The organism is Antarctobacter heliothermus, from assembly GCF_002237555.1.
GTDB classification, from domain to species: domain Bacteria; phylum Pseudomonadota; class Alphaproteobacteria; order Rhodobacterales; family Rhodobacteraceae; genus Antarctobacter; species Antarctobacter heliothermus_B.
In genome coordinates this window covers 824,416-840,294 of record NZ_CP022540.1, presented here as the reverse complement: position 1 = coordinate 840,294, position 15,879 = coordinate 824,416, and the positions used below count along the sequence as shown (strand labels likewise).

The following is a 15,879-nucleotide window of genomic DNA, read 5'->3' as shown; positions in this document are numbered from 1 at the left end:
TGCCATGACCTTCCGACCTGTTCTTTCACAGTCCCACGCGCAGCCCACGATGGAGGGCGCAGGTGTGCATCTGCACCGCGTTTTTGGTTTCGGCGATACAGCTGAGACCGATCCGTTTCTGTTGCTGGATGATTTCCGCAATGACGATCCGGCCCAATATGCGCGCGGTTTTCCCTGGCATCCGCATCGTGGGATCGAGACGATCACCTATGTGCTGGAAGGTGAGGTTACCCACGGCGACTCTCTGGGCAATGAGGGTGTGTTGGGGGCCGGGTCCGTTCAGTGGATGACGGCCGGATCAGGCATCCTGCATCAAGAGATGCCGCGCGGAAACGCTGCCGGGCAGATGCATGGCTTTCAACTGTGGGCGAACCTGCCGTCTTCGTTGAAGATGACGGGCCCGCGTTATCAGGACATTCAGGGCGCGGATATCCCTGAGATCATCGACGACGACGGCACGCGGGTGAAGATCATCACCGGCGGGTTCTGGGGCAAGCGGGGGCCGGTGGATGGTATCGCCGCCGATCCTTTGTATCTGGACGTGTCGGTGGCCCCCGGTGTGACCAAGGTTTTGCCGGTGGATACGCGGGCCAATGCCTTTGCCTATGTGTTTGCCGGGGCGGGTCGCTTTGCCGAGGCATCGGCCCCCGTTGGGGTGCGTGTTGAAAAAGAGTTCGGCGGGCAGGAGGTGAACATCCGTGACCTTTCCGGCAACCGGACGCTGGTGAAATTCGGCAACGGGGATGAGGTCAAGGTGACGGCAGGGGCTGAGGGCGTGCGGTTCCTTTTGGTGGCCGGCAAGCCCATTCAAGAGCCTGTGGCATGGCGTGGGCCGATCGTGATGAACACGCAAAAAGAGCTGCAACAGGCGATGAAAGACCTGCGCAACGGCACCTTTATTCAGCCCGCCCATTAGAGGTGTCCACGCGTGGACAGCAGTCCACGTTCGCAAAATCAAGGGGTTACAGAGACGGCTTTACCTACCGTTAACTTTTGTGGCCCCGGTTGCGGCATTTCTGCACAGGTGGTCACGACTTGCTTACCCTTCGGTGGCAGGCTGTTGAAATGGCAGCCTGCTACTATACCGTGATGACATGAACAGCCCAAGTCAGACAGCATCCGCATCCGCACCGATCACCGCCTCGCCGCGCGACTATAGCCCGGCGGAACTGACCAGTGATAAGATCGTGCATCTGGCGGCGCTGGTTCTGGCGCTGGGCGCGGTGCCGGTGCTGATCACCATGACGGCGGTCTGGCGCGGGGATGCCGCCGGGGTTGTCGGCGTGACCATCTACGGCGTGACGCTGATCGCGATGCTGACCGCCTCCCTGCTGTATAATCACGTCGGGCGGCCGCATCTGTCGGACCTGTTCCGGCGGATCGACATGTCGGCCATTCATCTGAAAATCGCGGGCACCTATACACCCTTTGCGCTGCTGACCGGCACCAGTTGGGGCCTGTTGACGGCGATCTGGGGCGCGGCGGCGGGGGCTGCGGCGGTCACCTTGATCAACCGGCGTTTGCCGACAGGGGTGGCGGTGGCCATGTGCCTTGCCTCGGGATGGGCCGTGGTGATCGGGGGGCGCGACCTGATGGGGGCGCTGCCATTGTCGGTGATCGTGCTGATGGTGGTGGGCGGGGTGCTGTATTCCGCCGGGACGCCCTTTTTGCTGGCCTCGCGGCTGCGGTTTCACAACACGATCTGGCATTCCATGGTGGTTGCCGCCTCTATCGTCTTTTTCGTGGCGGTGTTTTTGTGCGCTGCCATGCCGGGCGTCGTGGTGGCGGCGAACTGACCGGGGGCAAGCGCGCTTGCAAACCGCTTTGCACCGGCTTTGGCCGGGTATCCTTGCGGGCGGCACATTCGGCGGCTGGCACCCCGTCGCTGTTCATGGCACATCTGGGAAAACATCGCGACATGAGGGGGGCCGGAGATGGCCAGCACTTTCGGCAAGGGATGCCACCTGCATCTGATCGACGGATCGGCCTATATCTTTCGCGCCTTCCACGCGCTGCCGCCGCTGACGCGCAAATCCGACGGGCTGCCCATCGGGGCGGTTTCGGGCTTTTGCAACATGCTGCACCGCTATGTTGAGGGCAACACCGGCCCGGATGCGCCGACCCATGTGGCGGTGATCTTTGACAAGGGCAGCCACACCTTTCGCAACGACATGTACGATTTGTACAAGGCCAACCGTGAGGCGATGCCAGAGGATCTGCGCCCGCAGATCCCGCTGACCCGCCGCGCGACAGAGGCATTCAACATCGCCTGCAAAGAGATCGAAGGCTTTGAGGCCGACGACATCATGGCCACGCTGGCCTGCCGCGCGCGTGAGGCGGGTGGTCGGGTGACGATCCTGTCGTCGGACAAGGATCTGATGCAGCTTGTCGGCGACGGCGTGGAAATGCTTGACCCGATGAAGAACAAGCGCATCGACCGCGAAGGGGTGATGGAAAAGTTTGGCGTCGGCCCGGAACGGGTGGTGGATGTGCAGGCCTTGGCCGGGGATTCGGTCGATAACGTGCCGGGCGCGCCGGGCATCGGGATCAAGACGGCGGCGTTGTTGATCAATGAATTCGGATCGCTTGAGGAACTCTTGGACCGGGCCGAAGAGATCAAGCAGCCCAAGCGTCGCCAGACCCTGATCGAAAAGCGCGAACAGATCGAGCTGTCGAAAAAGCTGGTGCAACTGGATGAGGGCATGGACCTGCCCTTTACGCTGGATGACCTTGAGGTGCGCGACCCGGTGCCGGAGAACCTGCTGGGGTTCCTGTCAGAGATGGAGTTCCGCACCCTGACCAAGCGGATTGCCGATGGTCTGGGCGTTGAGGCACCGGTGATGCCCGACACCACGCCGGAGGGGGCAAATCCGCGGTCTGAGGACCCGGATTGGCCCGCCATCGACCCCGACCGCTATGAGACGGTTGGCGATCTGGCGGCTTTGCAGGTCTGGATTGACCGCGCCAATGAGCGCGGCACCGTGGCGTTCGACACCGAAACGACGGGCCTGAATGAGATGACCTGCGATCTGGTGGGGATTTCGCTGTGTATTGATCCCGGTTCCGCCTGTTACATCCCGCTGATCCACCGGGCCGAATCCGGTGAGGGGCTGTTTGGGTCGGATGAACTGGCCGAGGGGCAGATTCCGCTGGAGCAGGCGCTTGCCGCGCTCAAGCCGCTGCTGGAAGACCCGGCGGTGATGAAAATCGGCCAGAACATGAAGTACGACGCCAAGGTCATGGCGCGGTACGGGGTTCAGATTGCGCCGATTGATGACACAATGCTGATGTCCTACGCGATGAATTCCGGCCTGCACAATCACGGGATGGACGCGCTGGCAGAACGCTATCTGTCGCACACGCCGATCCCGATCAAAGAGATCATTGGCAGCGGCAAAAGCCAGATCACCTTTGATCTGGTGCCCATCGACAAGGCGACGCGCTATGCGGCCGAGGATGCGGATGTGACACTGCGGCTGGCGCGGGTGTTCAAGCCGCAACTGCATGTCGCCCGCGTGACGCGGGTGTATGAGGGGCTGGAGCGCCCGCTGGTGCCGGTGTTGGCGCAGATGGAAATGACCGGTATCAAGGTGGATCGCGATGTGCTGAACAGCATGTCCAACGCTTTCGCTCAGAAGATGGTGCAGCTGGAGGAAGAGATTCACGAGCTGGCGGGGGAAAAGTTCAACGTCGGCTCGCCCGCGCAATTGGGCGAAATCCTGTTCGACAAGATGAGCCTAGAGGGCGGCAAGCGCGGCAAGAACGGCAAGTATTCCACCGGCGCGGATATCCTTGAGGATCTGGCGACGGAACATGAACTGCCGCGCCGGGTGCTGGACTGGCGGCAATTGTCCAAGCTGAAATCGACCTACACGGATGCCTTGCAGGAGCACATCAACCCGGACACCGGGCGGGTGCATACGTCCTATGTCCAGACCGGCGCCAACACCGGGCGTCTGGCGTCGACCGATCCGAATTTGCAGAACATCCCAGTGCGATCTGAGGAGGGGCGGCGCATCCGAACGGCGTTTATCGCGCCCGAGGGGCATGTGCTGGTGTCGCTGGACTACAGCCAGATCGAGTTGCGGATTCTGGCGCAGATGGCCGAGATTGACGCGCTGAAACAGGCGTTCCGCGAGGGGCAGGACATCCACGCGATGACAGCGTCCGAGATGTTCAACGTGCCGCTGGACGAGATGACGCCGGATATCCGGCGGCAGGCCAAGGCGATCAACTTTGGCGTGATTTACGGGATTTCCGGCTTTGGTCTGGCGCGGAATTTGCGGATTCCGCGGGCCGAGGCGCAAGGGTTCATCGACCGGTACTTTGAGCGTTTCCCCGGTATCCGCGCCTATATGGATGCCACGGTGGAATTCGCCAAGGAGCACAAGCGGGTGGAGACGCTGTTCGGGCGGCAGATCCACACGCCCGAGATTGCCGCCAAGGGGCCGCGTGCGGGCTTTGCCAAGCGGGCCGCGATCAACGCGCCGATTCAGGGGACGGCGGCGGATATCATCCGGCGCGCGATGATCCGGATGCCCGATGCCATCAAGGGGCTGCCCGCCAAGATGCTGTTGCAGGTCCACGACGAACTGCTGTTCGAGGTCGAGGAAGGCGCGGTGGACGATCTGATCGGCGTCGCGCGCGGGATCATGGAAAACGCCTGTGATCCGGTGCTAAAGCTGGACGTGCCGTTGGTGGTGGATGCGGGTCAGGGCGCCAACTGGGCCGAGGCGCACTAGGCGTTACTCCAGCGCCCCTTTCGGGGCCTGCACCAAGCCGTGTCCGCACTCGACACTGGATGCGCGCGGGCCAAGGGGCGCGCGGGTGGCCGTGCCGATCAGTTTGGCGGCCAGCGTCTGTGCGGTCACAGGCGTGTCCTCCTTGCGCATCTGCTCGACCCAGAGCGCGGCAATCCCCACCGCATGGGCCAGCGCCATGGAGGTGCCGTTGAGGGTGCGCAGACCGCCGCCCAGACCGGCGGAGATGATTCCCGCACCGGGGGCCAGTAGCGCCGCGCCAACGTTGGAAAAGGGGGCGGGTGACAACCCGGCCTCATCCGGACCACAAGCGCCAATTGCCAGCACACCCGCCGCCGCCGCCGGGGCCGACGGGCCGGTTTCAAACTCTGGCGTGATGGTGCGCAGGCAGTCGTTGCCCACCGCGCCCAGCAGCAAGGGGGCCTGATCGCCCGCGATCATCTGCAACAATACTTCGCAGATCCGCAGGTTGCCGCGATAGGCGTGGACGGCGGCCAATGTGGCCAGCGCGGTGGGATAGCCCTCTTCAGTCAGTGCATCAATCTGGCCGGGCACATCGAAAGCCAGTGCAAAACCGATGATGTCGGCCTTGGACCGGAGCGCCCAAAGCATCGCCTGAAAGAAATCCTCGGACCGGCCACGGCCATTGTCGGCCAGCGCCTTGGCGACCAAAAGGTCGGTGACACCGCGGGCGACGCCGACCCGCGTGCCGCCCAGATCGCGGCCGAGCACAGTGGCCGCGACGTGGGTGCCGTGGCCATTGGCATCGGCAATACCGGTCCCGGCAAAGTCCTGTGCCGTGACGTCGATCCCGGAAAAAACCGGGTGGTGCGCGTCAATGCCGGTGTCCAGCAGGGCAACCCGCACGCCCGCACCGCTGGACGGTGTCCAGTCCGCGCCGATGGCGCGCAGACCCCAGCCGGGTACGGCGTCGGCAGAGCGCAGTTCATCCATCGGCTCTGGCGCGATCAAACGGGTACACATCGCGGGCTGGAGCGTCAGCAAGGTGGGATCATCAATGGTATCCCGCACCTCTTGCGGCGACAGATCGGCGGTCTCGACCACCGGCGCGGCAGGGGCGTCCGGGTCCTGCGGCGCGATCCCCCCTGCCAGCGGCACGGGCGAGCGCCGCCAGTTCCCGGTCGGGTCGCGAAGAAGGATGTACCGCGTCATGAGCCACTCCACACCGGACATCACCCATTGAAAGGTTAACGTCGGGATGGGAACAGCGGAACGGGTACAGCGTGAATGCCGCGTGAAAACGCGATGACGTCACAATAAAAACCGACCGCCCGCGCGGCGGTCGGTGAAAAGCGGTGTCAGATCAGGCTGCTATCCGGGTCAGAGCAGGCCCTCTGCGCGGAACAGGTCCTGCAGGTTTGCCTCTGGGCGGGGGCCCATGTGGCTGATGACCTCACGCGCGGCGGCGCTGCCCATGCGTGCGGCCTTTTCCATGTCCGCGCCAGTGGCGAGACCGTAGAGGAAACCGGCAGCGAACTGGTCACCCGCGCCGGTGGCATCGACTGGCACGATCTTTTCGACGCCGACGTCGATGCGCGTGCCCTCGTGCAGGATGGTTACGCCGTCACCAGACCGCGTGCAGACCACCAGCGGGCAGATTGCACCCACGGCGCGCAGATCGGCCTCCAGATCGTCGTTTTGATAAAGAGAGCGGATCTCGTCCTCATTGCCGATGACGAAATCCATCTCGTTCTCGATCAGGGTCAGGAAATCGTCGCGGTGACGTTCGACGCAGAACGGGTCGGAGATGGCGATGCCGGGCTTGCCGCCAGCGGCCTTGCAGGCGCGCGCGGCCTTGAGGAACGCCTCTTTGCCCTTGTCCTTGTCGAACAGGTAGCCCTCAAGAAAGAGGTATTCCGCCTCACCGGCGACATCTTCGGACACGTCTTCGGGGCCGAGTTCGGCGGAGATGCCAAGGTAGGTGTTCATCGAGCGTTCGCCATCGGGCGAGACAAAGATCATGCTGCGCGAGCTAGGCAGTTCGCCGCCCGCCACCGGATCATTCACAAAGGCGATGCCCTCATTGCTCATGGCGGAGGCGTAAAAGATGCCCAGATCGTCATCCGCCACGCGCCCGATAAAGGCGGTGCGCGCCTTGAGGTTGCCCAGACCAGCGATGGTGTTGGCGACCGATCCGCCGGGGGTCTGCACCCGGTTGCCCATGGCACCGTACAGCTGTTCGGCGCGGTCACGCTCGATCAGTTGCATGATGCCTTTCTCGATCCCCATGTCTGCCAGAAAGTCATCTTCGGTGCGGGCGATCACGTCGACGACGGCGTTGCCGATGCCGACAACCTGGAATTTCTTCATGTTGTCTTTTCCTCGAATGGGCAGAGATCGTTGATGATGCAGGCCTTGCACTTGGGTTTGCGCGCGACGCAGATATAGCGGCCGTGCAGGATCATCCAGTGATGGGCGTGCTGTTGGTAATCGACGGGGATGTTGTCCTCGATCGCGCGTTCGACAGCGACGACATCCTTGCCCGGACAGATGCCGGTGCGGTTGCCGATGCGAAAGATGTGGGTGTCGACGGCCTGCGCCGGGTAATGCCACCACATGTTGAGCACCACGTTGGCGGTTTTGCGTCCGACGCCCGGCAGGCTTTCCAGCGCGGCGCGGGAGTTAGGCACCTCACCGCCGTAGTCGTCCACAAGGATCTGCGCCATCTTGATGACGTTCTTGGCCTTGTTGCGGAACAGGCCGATGGTCTTGATGTGTTCGATGACACCTTCTTCGCCGAGGGCGAGCATCTTTTCCGGCGTATCGGCGATCTGGAACAGCTTTTCGGTGGCCTTGTTGACGCCCGCATCGGTGGCCTGCGCAGACAGGGCGACCGCCACGACCAGCGTATAGGCGTTGGTGTGGTTCAGCTCACCCTTCGGTTCCGGCTCTGACGCGTGAAACCGATCGAAAATCGTGCGGATCGTGTGATAGTCAAGCTGCTTGGCCATGCGCATCCCTATGCCCAGAACGCGCCCCTGCTGCAAGCCCCGGCCCCCGGCTTCTTCTTGGCTGAAATTCTCCTGGCGACATGTTGCAAGCAGGCGTCTGGCACGACGTCCCCTGCCGCGCGCGCGCCTATGCGCAACAATCGGATCGTCCGCGCGCTGTGCTCAGGTTATGACAGGGTCATAGGAGGCCAGCATGCCTGAGGAAAAAACCGACAGCTATCATTATCAGGTCATGGGCCGCGCCATCGAGGTTGTCGATCGGCTGGGGCCGCAGGCCACGCTGGAGCAGATCGCCCGCGAAATGGGCATGAGCACCGCGCATTTCCAGCGGCTGTTTTCGCAGTGGGCGGGTGTCTCGCCCAAGCGCTATCAGCAGTATCTGACGCTGGGCCACGCCAAGACGCTGTTGGCGGACCGCTTTACCACGCTGGAAACGGCCCTTGCCACCGGTCTGTCAGGGGGCGGTCGCCTCCACGATCTGTTCCTGCGGTGGGAGGCGATGAGCCCGGGTGACTTTGCCCGCGCGGGCGCGGGGCTGACGATCTATTGGGGCTGGTTCGAAAGCCCCTTTGGCCCGGCGCTGGTCATGGGCACGGACAAGGGGCTGTGCGGTATCGGCTTTTCCGCTGAAACCACCGAAGAGGCGGCGATGGAGGATCTCGTGGGGCGCTGGCCCAAGGCTGACTTCGTCGAAGACCCGATGCGCCTGCGGCCTTGGGTGTTGAGCGCCTTTGGCGTCAAGGCAGAGGGACCGGTGCCGCTGTTCATGATCGGCGCGCCGTTTCAGATCAAGGTCTGGGAGGCGTTGATGCAGATCCCCTCTGGCCATGTCACCACCTACTCGGAGATCGCGCAGGCCATCGAGCATCCAAAGGCGGTGCGCGCCGTGGGCACGGCGGTGGGTCGCAACCCGATCAGCTACCTGATCCCTTGCCACCGGGCGCTGCGCAAATCGGGCGGTCTGGGCGGGTATCACTGGGGACTTCCGGTCAAGCGCGCGATCCTGGCATGGGAAGCGGTCCGGTTGGAGGCCTGAGCGGGTAACGCGCTGTTCGCAGGGGGAGTTTCACTGCTGCCGCCAAGCCGTTGTGAGGTCATGCGCGGAGCTTTGCCGATTTTCCCCATGACAAGGCTGGGCGTTTCGCAGATGTTATTGCATATCGGCAGTGAAAGACCCCAATCAACTGGGGCAAACATCAAAAAGAGGCTCCTTATGATCCGGGCGAAATCCCCCATTCTTCTCTCCGTCGTGGCCGTTGTTGGCCTTAGCGCCTGCACCACGGGCCCGATGATCGACGACAGCGACCCCAACAAGAAAGCCAAGCAGGGCGCATTGATCGGTGCCTTGGGTGGTGCGGTTGCCGGCCGTCTTGCAGGCGGGAGCGACGTTGGTGAACGCAACCGTGCCACCGTGGCCGGGGCGCTGGTTGGTGCTGCCGCCGGTGCCGCCATCGGCAACCAGCTGGACAAGCAAGAGGCCGAACTGCGGCAGCAGCTGGGCGACAGCGCGACGATCCGCAACACCGGCGACCGCCTGATTGTCACCATGCCGCAGGACATCCTGTTCGCCACCGACAGCGCACAGCTGCGGTCGACCCTTGTGTCGGACTTGCGCGATGTGGGTCAGTCCCTGCTGGCCTATCCGAACACCACCTCGCAGGTGATCGGCCATACCGACAGCGACGGCGATGCTGCCTATAACCTTGACCTGTCGCAGCGTCGCGCGCAGGCGGTGGCCAATGTGCTGCTGTCCGAAGGTGTGCCGCGCGGCCGTGTCTCTGTCATTGGTCGCGGTGAGGATCAACCGATCGCGTCGAACCTGACCGCCGAGGGCAAGGCCCAGAACCGTCGGGTCGAGATCGTGATCCTGCCGAACGGCTAAGCGCACAGGGGCTGTGCCCCGATCGCGTATAGTCTGCAAAGCGCCGCGCCTTGTCGCGGCGCTTTTTTATTGTAGGTCCGGGGGTAGCAGTCTGGAGAGAACCGATGAGTGACATGAAACTGGTGGGCCTGTGCGGTTCGCTGCGCACCGAGTCAAGCAACCGAAAGCTGATGTTCGAGGCCGCGCGCCTGTTTGCCCCCGGCGCGTTCACCGAGCTGGATCTGCGGTTTCCGCTGTTTGACGAAGACATCCAGAACGCCGATGGCATCCCGGCCATTGTGCAGCAGGCCGCAGACCAGATCGCTGCCGCGGATGCGGTGCTGGTGGTGACGCCGGAATACAACAAGGGCATCTCGGGTGTGCTGAAAAACGCGCTGGACTGGATCTCGCGGACCGAAGGGGCACCGTGGAAGGACAAGCCGGTTGCGCTATTGTCTTCGGCGGCAGGGCGTGCGGGTGGAGAGCGGGCGCAAAACATGGCGCGGCTTTGCCTGACGCCGTTTCGACCGCGTCTGTTGACCGGACCGGAGATGATGCTGGCGCAAAGCCGCACGCAGTTTGACGATGACGGGCGGCTGTCCGATGCGCGCGGACGTGCGCTGTTGCTGTCTTTGATGGAGGAACTGCGCACCGAGGCAGAGCGGATGCGGGGCTGACCCTAGGCGGGGTTTGAAATCTCGATCAGGGTTCCATCCGGGTCTCGGAGGTAGATCGACAGGATCGGCCCGGTGGCGCCGGTGCGGGCCACGGGGCCGTCTTCGATCCTGATGCCGAGCGCGGTCAGATGCACCATCCAGTCGGACAGTGGCGTTACACTGAGAAAACACAGATCGGCCGAGCCGGGGGCGGGATGCTTGGCCTTTGGGTCGAACTCTTGCCCGGCGACATGCAGGTTGATCTTTTGCGACCCAAAGTTCAGCGCCCATCGGGTGCTGCCATCTGGCGGCGAAAAGGACTGTGCCTGCATCCCAAGCACGTTTTCATAAAAGGCCCGTGTCACCGCCAGATCGGCAACGGTCAGCACAAGGTGGTCGAGCGACTGGACGGCGGGCGGCATGGCTGGAATAACTCGCGCAAGGTACAGGGAGAGGCCGATGCAGAATGCAGCGCAGGCGGAGCGGCGTCAAACCGACGTGATGGACCCGGAGCGCGCGCAAGCGCTGGCTGTTGCGCTGGACAGGGGCCGGGCGATCGACGTGGGCGACCCGCTGCCGCCATTCTTTCACCAGATCTATTTTTGGGAAGCCCAACCGCCCGGCCTGCTGGGTCGGGACGGGCATCCCCGCGTGGGGACGGGGCTGATCCCCGATCTTGGCCTGCCCCGGCGCATGTGGGCCGGGGGTGCGTTGCAGTTTCATGCCCCGTTGCGGGCGGGCTACATGGCTGAGAAACGCTCTTGGGTGGCGGATGTGACGCGCAAGACGGGCCGCAGCGGGCCACTGGGCTTTGTCACGCTGGCGCATGAGATCTGGCAGGGCGGGCAGCTTTGCGTGACCGAACGGCAGGATCTGGTGTACCGCGAGGAGGCGGGGCCGGAGGCGGGCGGGCCCACGCCGCCCACGTCACCCATGGCGCGCGACGACCACGACAGCGAACGCGTGATGGGGTTTTCCCCAACGCTGCTGTTTCGCTATTCGGCGCTGACCTTCAACGGGCACCGCATTCACTATGACATCGACTATGCCCGCACGGTCGAAGGCTATGGCGGGCTGGTGGTGCATGGGCCGCTGTTGGCGCAGGGGCTGTTGCTGATGGCCGAAGAGGCGGCTCCGGTGAGCGGGTTCACCTTCCGCGCCACCGCGCCTTTGATGCATGATGAGTTGGCGACGCTGTGCCGGTCAGGCGACGACATGTGGGTCCGTGGACCGGATGGGCGGCAATGTATGGTTGCGACCGTCGAACACTGAGCGGGTTTGGACACGAGGCCCCGGCGCGGGGGCCGGGGCGTGTGGGACGGCGGCCTAGCAGCCAGTGCCGCGCAGCACCACGCGCACCGTCTTGAACAGCACTCGCAAGTCATTGAGCAGCGACAGCTGTTCCAGATAGGCGGTGTCGAACCCGGCGCGCTGGGCGAATGAGCTTTCGTTGCGTACCGACACTTGCCAATAGCCGGTGATCCCCGGACGCATGGCGTAATAGGCGGAGCCGGGATAGATGTCCTGCTGACAGGGCATCATCGGGCGCGGGCCCACCAGCGACATGTCGCCTTTGAGCACGTTGAACAGTTGCGGCAGCTCGTCGATTGACGTCTTGCGGATCAGGCGGCCCACACGCGTGATCCGGGGGTCATTGCGCAGTTTCTGAGAGCGGTCCCACTCCGCACGGGCCGCCGGGTTTGCGGCCAGATGGTCGCTCAGCCGGCTGTCCGCGTCAGGCACCATGCTGCGCAGCTTCCAGATATCAAAGCAGCGGCCGTTTCGACCAAGCCGCTTTTGGGTATAAAAAGGCGAATGTCCGTCGCGCGCCACGATCAGCGAGAAAAGGCCGACAATCAGCAGAGCGGGCAGCGCCACTATCAACACAATTGCAATGTCCAGCGCCCGTTTGAACAGGTCGCGGTACAGTGTAGGCCCTTGTTGGGCAGCGAGAACCTCTGAAATCAACTTTTCGATCCGAGCCGATGGCAGCGGCTGGCGCAGATGAATTGTCACGATGACCTCCTGACGTCATGCGTTGACGAGAGATTGGCAAAGTGCGCAAAGGCGTCACGAAATTCGGACATAGCTGCGCCATGGCACGCAAATCGCGCGTCCCCCATTTGGCAGATGGGCCGAAGCCCCTAACAATGTCTTCGGATCTAATTTCGCAGATACCGCCGCAAACTTAACCAGATACTCCCATAGCGGAAGCACCAACCCCCAAGTGTTGTGTTTTACGAAATGCGGCAAAAACAAGACAAACGCATTCGATAAATTTGTTATGACCTGCCTCGGGTGTGGGCGTCAATGAGCTCAATGAGGCACAACCTAAAGGAGAAAGGCACGTGACACGCACAGGTTGCGCGGCGCGATGTCCTCTCAACGGGGCCTTTGGAAATCGATGCTTCGCGTTGTGTATCAATCGCCGTTTTGCCCCCCGAATTGATGGCGTATGGACACGAGAAGCGGGCTGGGGGACGAGTGGTTTTCGTGAAACAGTTTACCAAATAGACCGCGAGAATTGTCGTTCCTGCTGAAACAGTCCCCACTTTTCGGCATAACAACGCCTAAATTTCGCCGTACTCTTGACCGGCGGATTGCCGCCCATCGAAATGCCGGATTGAGAGCGGGAAACAATACCGTTTAGGGCCAATCCCAACGTTGGGCCGATTGACACGGTATTTGGTGGCGGATCGCCTTAGATCGGCAAAAGTGGGTAACGCAGGGTCAAGTCAGAGCCGCTTGACAATCCTAGGGGGAATGCCGATGCTCACGAAATGTTTCAAAAGTGAAGAGAGCGTGAGGTGACTACCTCGATCGCGCCCGAATCGGGTCGGAATGATGTCTCTGATTCGCCCGATTGTGCCCATGATTTGCCCCACTTTTGCCATCAACCCGCAATTTGTGGCTCTGGCGGGCAGCGAGGCGGAGTTGAAAGCAGGCGGGGGCGCGGATATGTCGGGCCGGCAAACGGATGCGGCAGAAGGGGCGGATCGTGACCAATTATCTGTATCAGGGCGATTTGCCGGACGATCTGGATCTGGGGCCGGTGGTGGCCATCGACTGCGAGACCATGGGACTGAACCCGCACCGTGACCGGCTGTGTGTGGTGCAGCTGTCAGGGGGCGACGGCAACGCGCATCTGGTGCAGGTCGCCAAAGGGCAGGCCGAGGCGCCAAACCTTGCGCGGCTGTTGACTGATCCTGATGTGCTCAAACTGTTTCATTTCGGCCGATTTGACATCGCGGCAATGTATCATGCCTTTGGCGCGCTGGCGGCGCCCGTCTATTGCACCAAGATCGCCAGTCGCCTGATCCGCACCTATACTGACCGGCACGGGCTGAAGGCGCTGACCCAGGAACTGCTGGGCGTCGATATTTCCAAACAGCAACAGTCTAGTGACTGGGGCGCTGCCGAACTGACCGCAGCGCAACAGGACTATGCTGCCTCGGACGTGTTGCACCTACACCGCCTGCGCGCGGCGCTGAATGACATGCTGGAGCGTGAAGGGCGGCGCGACCTTGCGCAGTCCTGTTTCGATTTTCTGCCGACCCGGGCGATGCTTGACCTAGAGGGCTGGCCGGACACCGACATCTTTGCGCACGCCTGAGCCGGGGTAGGCGATGCGACGGGGGAATGGATTGTATTCGCGGGTGATCGCCTGGCTTAAGATCCTGCTGCCGCTTGCCGCATTGGCCATGCTGTCGACGCTTTTCTTGCTGTCGCGGCCGTCCGAGCCACTGCAAAACGTGCCTTTTGTTGAGGCCCTGAAAGAAAGCACCGCCGACGAACGGGTCAGTGCCCCCTATTATGCCGGCACGACCCCACGCGGCGACGTGCTGAGCGTGACCGCCAAATCCGTGCGTCCGCATGAGGATGGTCTCATCCGCGCCGATCAGCTTGAGGCGCGGATGCGCCTTGCGGATGGCAGCGAGATCACGGTGGATGCCGCTGCGGCCGATCTGAACGATGCCGACAGGCAGGCGTTGATGCAGGGCGGGGTGCGGATCGAAAGCTCGCAGGGATATGTGCTGCGGACCGAGGGTCTGTTGTCCAGTCTGGACCGGGTGGAGGCCGAGAGCCTCGGGCCGGTAGAGGGGGACGGGCCGGTGGGCCGCTTTGAAGCCGGACACCTGCGGATCGCCCCCGCCGGAGACGATGATGCCGTGCAATTGATGTTTTCCGGCGGCGTAAAGCTGGTATATCAACCGCCAGAACAAGAAAGTGTTGCCGAATGATCCGTTTTCTGTCTGTCGCCCTCATTCTGTCCCTCGCACCTGTGGGACTTTCCGCGCAAGGGGCCGAAGTGGCTTTTGGCGGATTGCAGCAGGATACCAGCGCCCCGGTCGAGGTGACGGCAGACGCGCTGCGGGTCAATCAGTCGGACGGAACGGCGCTATATACTGGAAATGTGCTGATCGCGCAGGGCCAGATGCGGTTGGCCGCGCCGCGCGTTCTGGTGGTCTATTCCGAACAGGCCGGGCGGATCAAACGGATGGAGGCGTCTGGCGGTGTGACCCTGGTCAGCGGATCAGAGGCGGCAGAGGCGCAGCGCGCCGACTATGACATCGAAGGCGGACAGGTCATCATGTCCGGCAACGTCCTGTTGACGCAGGGGCCCAGCGCGCTGACGTCGGAGCGGATGGTCGTCGATCTCAAGGATGGCACGGCACAGTTGACCGGCCGCGTGCGGACCGTTTTGCAGCAGGCGCCAGAGGAACAGCCGTGACCGCGCCCCCCGAATTGAGCGTAACCGAAGGCGACGTCGGCCTGAGGGTCTCTCATCTGCGCAAGAGCTATCGCAAGCGGGTCGTCATCCGCGACGTGAGTTTGCGCGTGGATCGCGGTGAGGTGGCCGCGCTGCTGGGTCCAAACGGTTCGGGCAAAACGACGTCGTTTTATGCGATTGCGGGGCTGGTGAACCCGGAAGGCGGACAAGTCCTGATTGACGGACGGGACGCGACCTTTTTGCCGATGTATCGGCGCGCGCGGCTGGGCATCGGCTATTTGCCACAAGAAATGTCGATCTTTCGCGGGTTGAGTGTCGAGGACAACATCGGCGCGGTGCTGGATATTGCCGAAAAGAGCGTCCACCGCCGCCGGGAACGGCTGGAAGAACTGCTGGGCGAATTTTCGATCGAACACCTGCGCCGCGCGCCCGCGCTGGCCCTGTCGGGCGGTGAGCGTCGCCGGGTCGAAATCGCGCGCTGTCTGGCCGCCAACCCCCGGTATCTGCTGCTGGACGAACCTTTTGCCGGGGTCGATCCGATCAGCGTGGGCGATATTCGCCACCTTGTTGCCGATCTCAAGACCCGGGGCATTGGCGTGCTGATCACCGATCACAACGTCCGCGAAACGCTGGAGATCGTCGACCGCGCCTATATCCTGCACGACGGGCAGGTGTTGATGTCCGGCACGCCAGAGGAAGTTGTGCAGAACGAAAACGTCCGGCGCGTTTATCTGGGTGAGAACTTTCGCTTTGGCTAAGTCCATGCATCCGTAGACAAAGGCATCCGGGAACAGTTTGTCGCCAGATGTTGCCGCTTCGCGGAGCGGTTTCCATTGACAGCACCGGGGGTTTCCAAGTCAAATAAACCTATGGTGCTTTGTATCGCGGCATGGCGACT

At 62.7% G+C, this 15,879-nt stretch carries 16 protein-coding genes; 11 read left to right on the top strand and 5 right to left on the bottom strand.

Annotation, left to right across the window (positions count from 1 at the left end; all coding sequences use genetic code 11):
• Positions 1–4: 4 nt before the first annotated feature.
• The 3 genes from ANTHELSMS3_RS04070 to polA all read left to right on the top strand — a co-directional run bounded on the left by ANTHELSMS3_RS04070 (position 5) and on the right by polA (position 4,742).
• Entirely contained in the window at positions 5–916 is a 912-nt protein-coding gene (locus tag ANTHELSMS3_RS04070) for a pirin family protein (protein ID WP_094033761.1), read from the top strand.
• A 178-nt stretch (positions 917–1,094) separates the two neighbouring features.
• Positions 1,095–1,796 carry a PAQR family membrane homeostasis protein TrhA gene (gene trhA, locus ANTHELSMS3_RS04065; protein ID WP_094033760.1) on the top strand — a complete coding sequence of 234 codons (702 nt, stop codon included), beginning with the start codon at positions 1,095–1,097 and terminating at the stop codon, positions 1,794–1,796.
• A gap of 138 nt (positions 1,797–1,934) precedes the next feature.
• A complete protein-coding gene (polA, locus tag ANTHELSMS3_RS04060; RefSeq protein ID WP_094033759.1) occupies positions 1,935–4,742 on the top strand; it encodes a DNA polymerase I in 2,808 nt (935 codons plus the stop codon).
• 3 nt (positions 4,743–4,745) lie between these two features.
• Here the strand turns inward: polA and ANTHELSMS3_RS04055 are convergent, their stop codons facing one another.
• The 3 genes from ANTHELSMS3_RS04055 to nth form a co-directional block, all read right to left on the bottom strand.
• The gene (locus ANTHELSMS3_RS04055) at positions 4,746–5,933 is read right to left on the bottom strand and encodes a S8 family serine peptidase (protein WP_094033758.1); all 1,188 of its coding nucleotides are present in this window, start codon (positions 5,931–5,933) and stop codon (positions 4,746–4,748) included.
• A 168-nt stretch (positions 5,934–6,101) separates the two neighbouring features.
• The gene (locus ANTHELSMS3_RS04050) at positions 6,102–7,091 is read right to left on the bottom strand and encodes an adenosine kinase (protein WP_094033757.1); all 990 of its coding nucleotides are present in this window, start codon (positions 7,089–7,091) and stop codon (positions 6,102–6,104) included.
• Complete coding sequence (gene nth / locus ANTHELSMS3_RS04045; protein ID WP_094036913.1) at positions 7,088–7,732, bottom strand: endonuclease III; 645 nt, start codon at positions 7,730–7,732, stop codon at positions 7,088–7,090. The genes ANTHELSMS3_RS04050 and nth overlap by 4 nt, the downstream gene beginning before the upstream one ends.
• A 193-nt stretch (positions 7,733–7,925) precedes the next feature.
• On the opposite strand from nth, the gene ANTHELSMS3_RS04040 reads away from it, so the two are divergent.
• The 3 genes from ANTHELSMS3_RS04040 to ANTHELSMS3_RS04030 all read left to right on the top strand — a co-directional run bounded on the left by ANTHELSMS3_RS04040 (position 7,926) and on the right by ANTHELSMS3_RS04030 (position 10,270).
• On the top strand, positions 7,926–8,768 hold the full coding sequence (locus tag ANTHELSMS3_RS04040) for a methylated-DNA--[protein]-cysteine S-methyltransferase (RefSeq protein ID WP_094033756.1): 843 nt from the start codon (positions 7,926–7,928) through the stop codon (positions 8,766–8,768).
• 177 nt (positions 8,769–8,945) lie between these two features.
• Positions 8,946–9,614 carry an OmpA family protein gene (locus ANTHELSMS3_RS04035; RefSeq protein WP_094033755.1) on the top strand — a complete coding sequence of 223 codons (669 nt, stop codon included), beginning with the start codon at positions 8,946–8,948 and terminating at the stop codon, positions 9,612–9,614.
• Positions 9,615–9,718: 104 nt separating this feature from the next.
• A complete protein-coding gene (locus ANTHELSMS3_RS04030) occupies positions 9,719–10,270 on the top strand; it encodes an NADPH-dependent FMN reductase (RefSeq protein WP_094033754.1) in 552 nt (183 codons plus the stop codon).
• A gap of 2 nt (positions 10,271–10,272) precedes the next feature.
• On the opposite strand, the gene ANTHELSMS3_RS04025 is transcribed toward ANTHELSMS3_RS04030, so the two are convergent.
• Entirely contained in the window at positions 10,273–10,671 is a 399-nt protein-coding gene (locus ANTHELSMS3_RS04025; protein ID WP_094033753.1) for a VOC family protein, read from the bottom strand.
• 37 nt (positions 10,672–10,708) lie between these two features.
• Between ANTHELSMS3_RS04025 and ANTHELSMS3_RS04020 the strand changes: the two genes are divergently transcribed.
• Positions 10,709–11,521, top strand: coding sequence for an FAS1-like dehydratase domain-containing protein (locus tag ANTHELSMS3_RS04020; protein ID WP_094033752.1), 813 nt, complete (start codon positions 10,709–10,711; stop codon positions 11,519–11,521).
• A gap of 54 nt (positions 11,522–11,575) precedes the next feature.
• Here ANTHELSMS3_RS04020 and ANTHELSMS3_RS04015 read toward each other — a convergent pair whose 3' ends face one another.
• Positions 11,576–12,265 (bottom strand): sugar transferase, encoded by a 690-nt coding sequence (locus ANTHELSMS3_RS04015; protein ID WP_094033751.1) that lies wholly within the window; start codon positions 12,263–12,265, stop codon positions 11,576–11,578.
• 982 nt (positions 12,266–13,247) lie between these two features.
• Between ANTHELSMS3_RS04015 and ANTHELSMS3_RS04010 the strand changes: the two genes are divergently transcribed.
• Genes ANTHELSMS3_RS04010 through lptB form a run of 4 tightly spaced genes read left to right on the top strand, consistent with a single transcriptional unit; the run spans position 13,248 to position 15,739 of the window.
• Positions 13,248–13,862 (top strand): ribonuclease D, encoded by a 615-nt coding sequence (locus tag ANTHELSMS3_RS04010; protein WP_094036912.1) that lies wholly within the window; start codon positions 13,248–13,250, stop codon positions 13,860–13,862.
• A 13-nt stretch (positions 13,863–13,875) separates the two neighbouring features.
• Positions 13,876–14,490, top strand: a complete 615-nt coding sequence (locus ANTHELSMS3_RS04005; RefSeq protein ID WP_094033750.1) for a hypothetical protein — start codon at positions 13,876–13,878, stop codon at positions 14,488–14,490.
• On the top strand, positions 14,487–14,981 hold the full coding sequence (locus tag ANTHELSMS3_RS04000; protein ID WP_094033749.1) for an LptA/OstA family protein: 495 nt from the start codon (positions 14,487–14,489) through the stop codon (positions 14,979–14,981). Before ANTHELSMS3_RS04005 ends, ANTHELSMS3_RS04000 begins: the two co-directional genes overlap by 4 nt.
• On the top strand, positions 14,978–15,739 hold the full coding sequence (gene lptB, locus ANTHELSMS3_RS03995; protein ID WP_094033748.1) for an LPS export ABC transporter ATP-binding protein: 762 nt from the start codon (positions 14,978–14,980) through the stop codon (positions 15,737–15,739). The genes ANTHELSMS3_RS04000 and lptB overlap by 4 nt, the downstream gene beginning before the upstream one ends.
• Positions 15,740–15,879 lie beyond the last annotated feature (140 nt).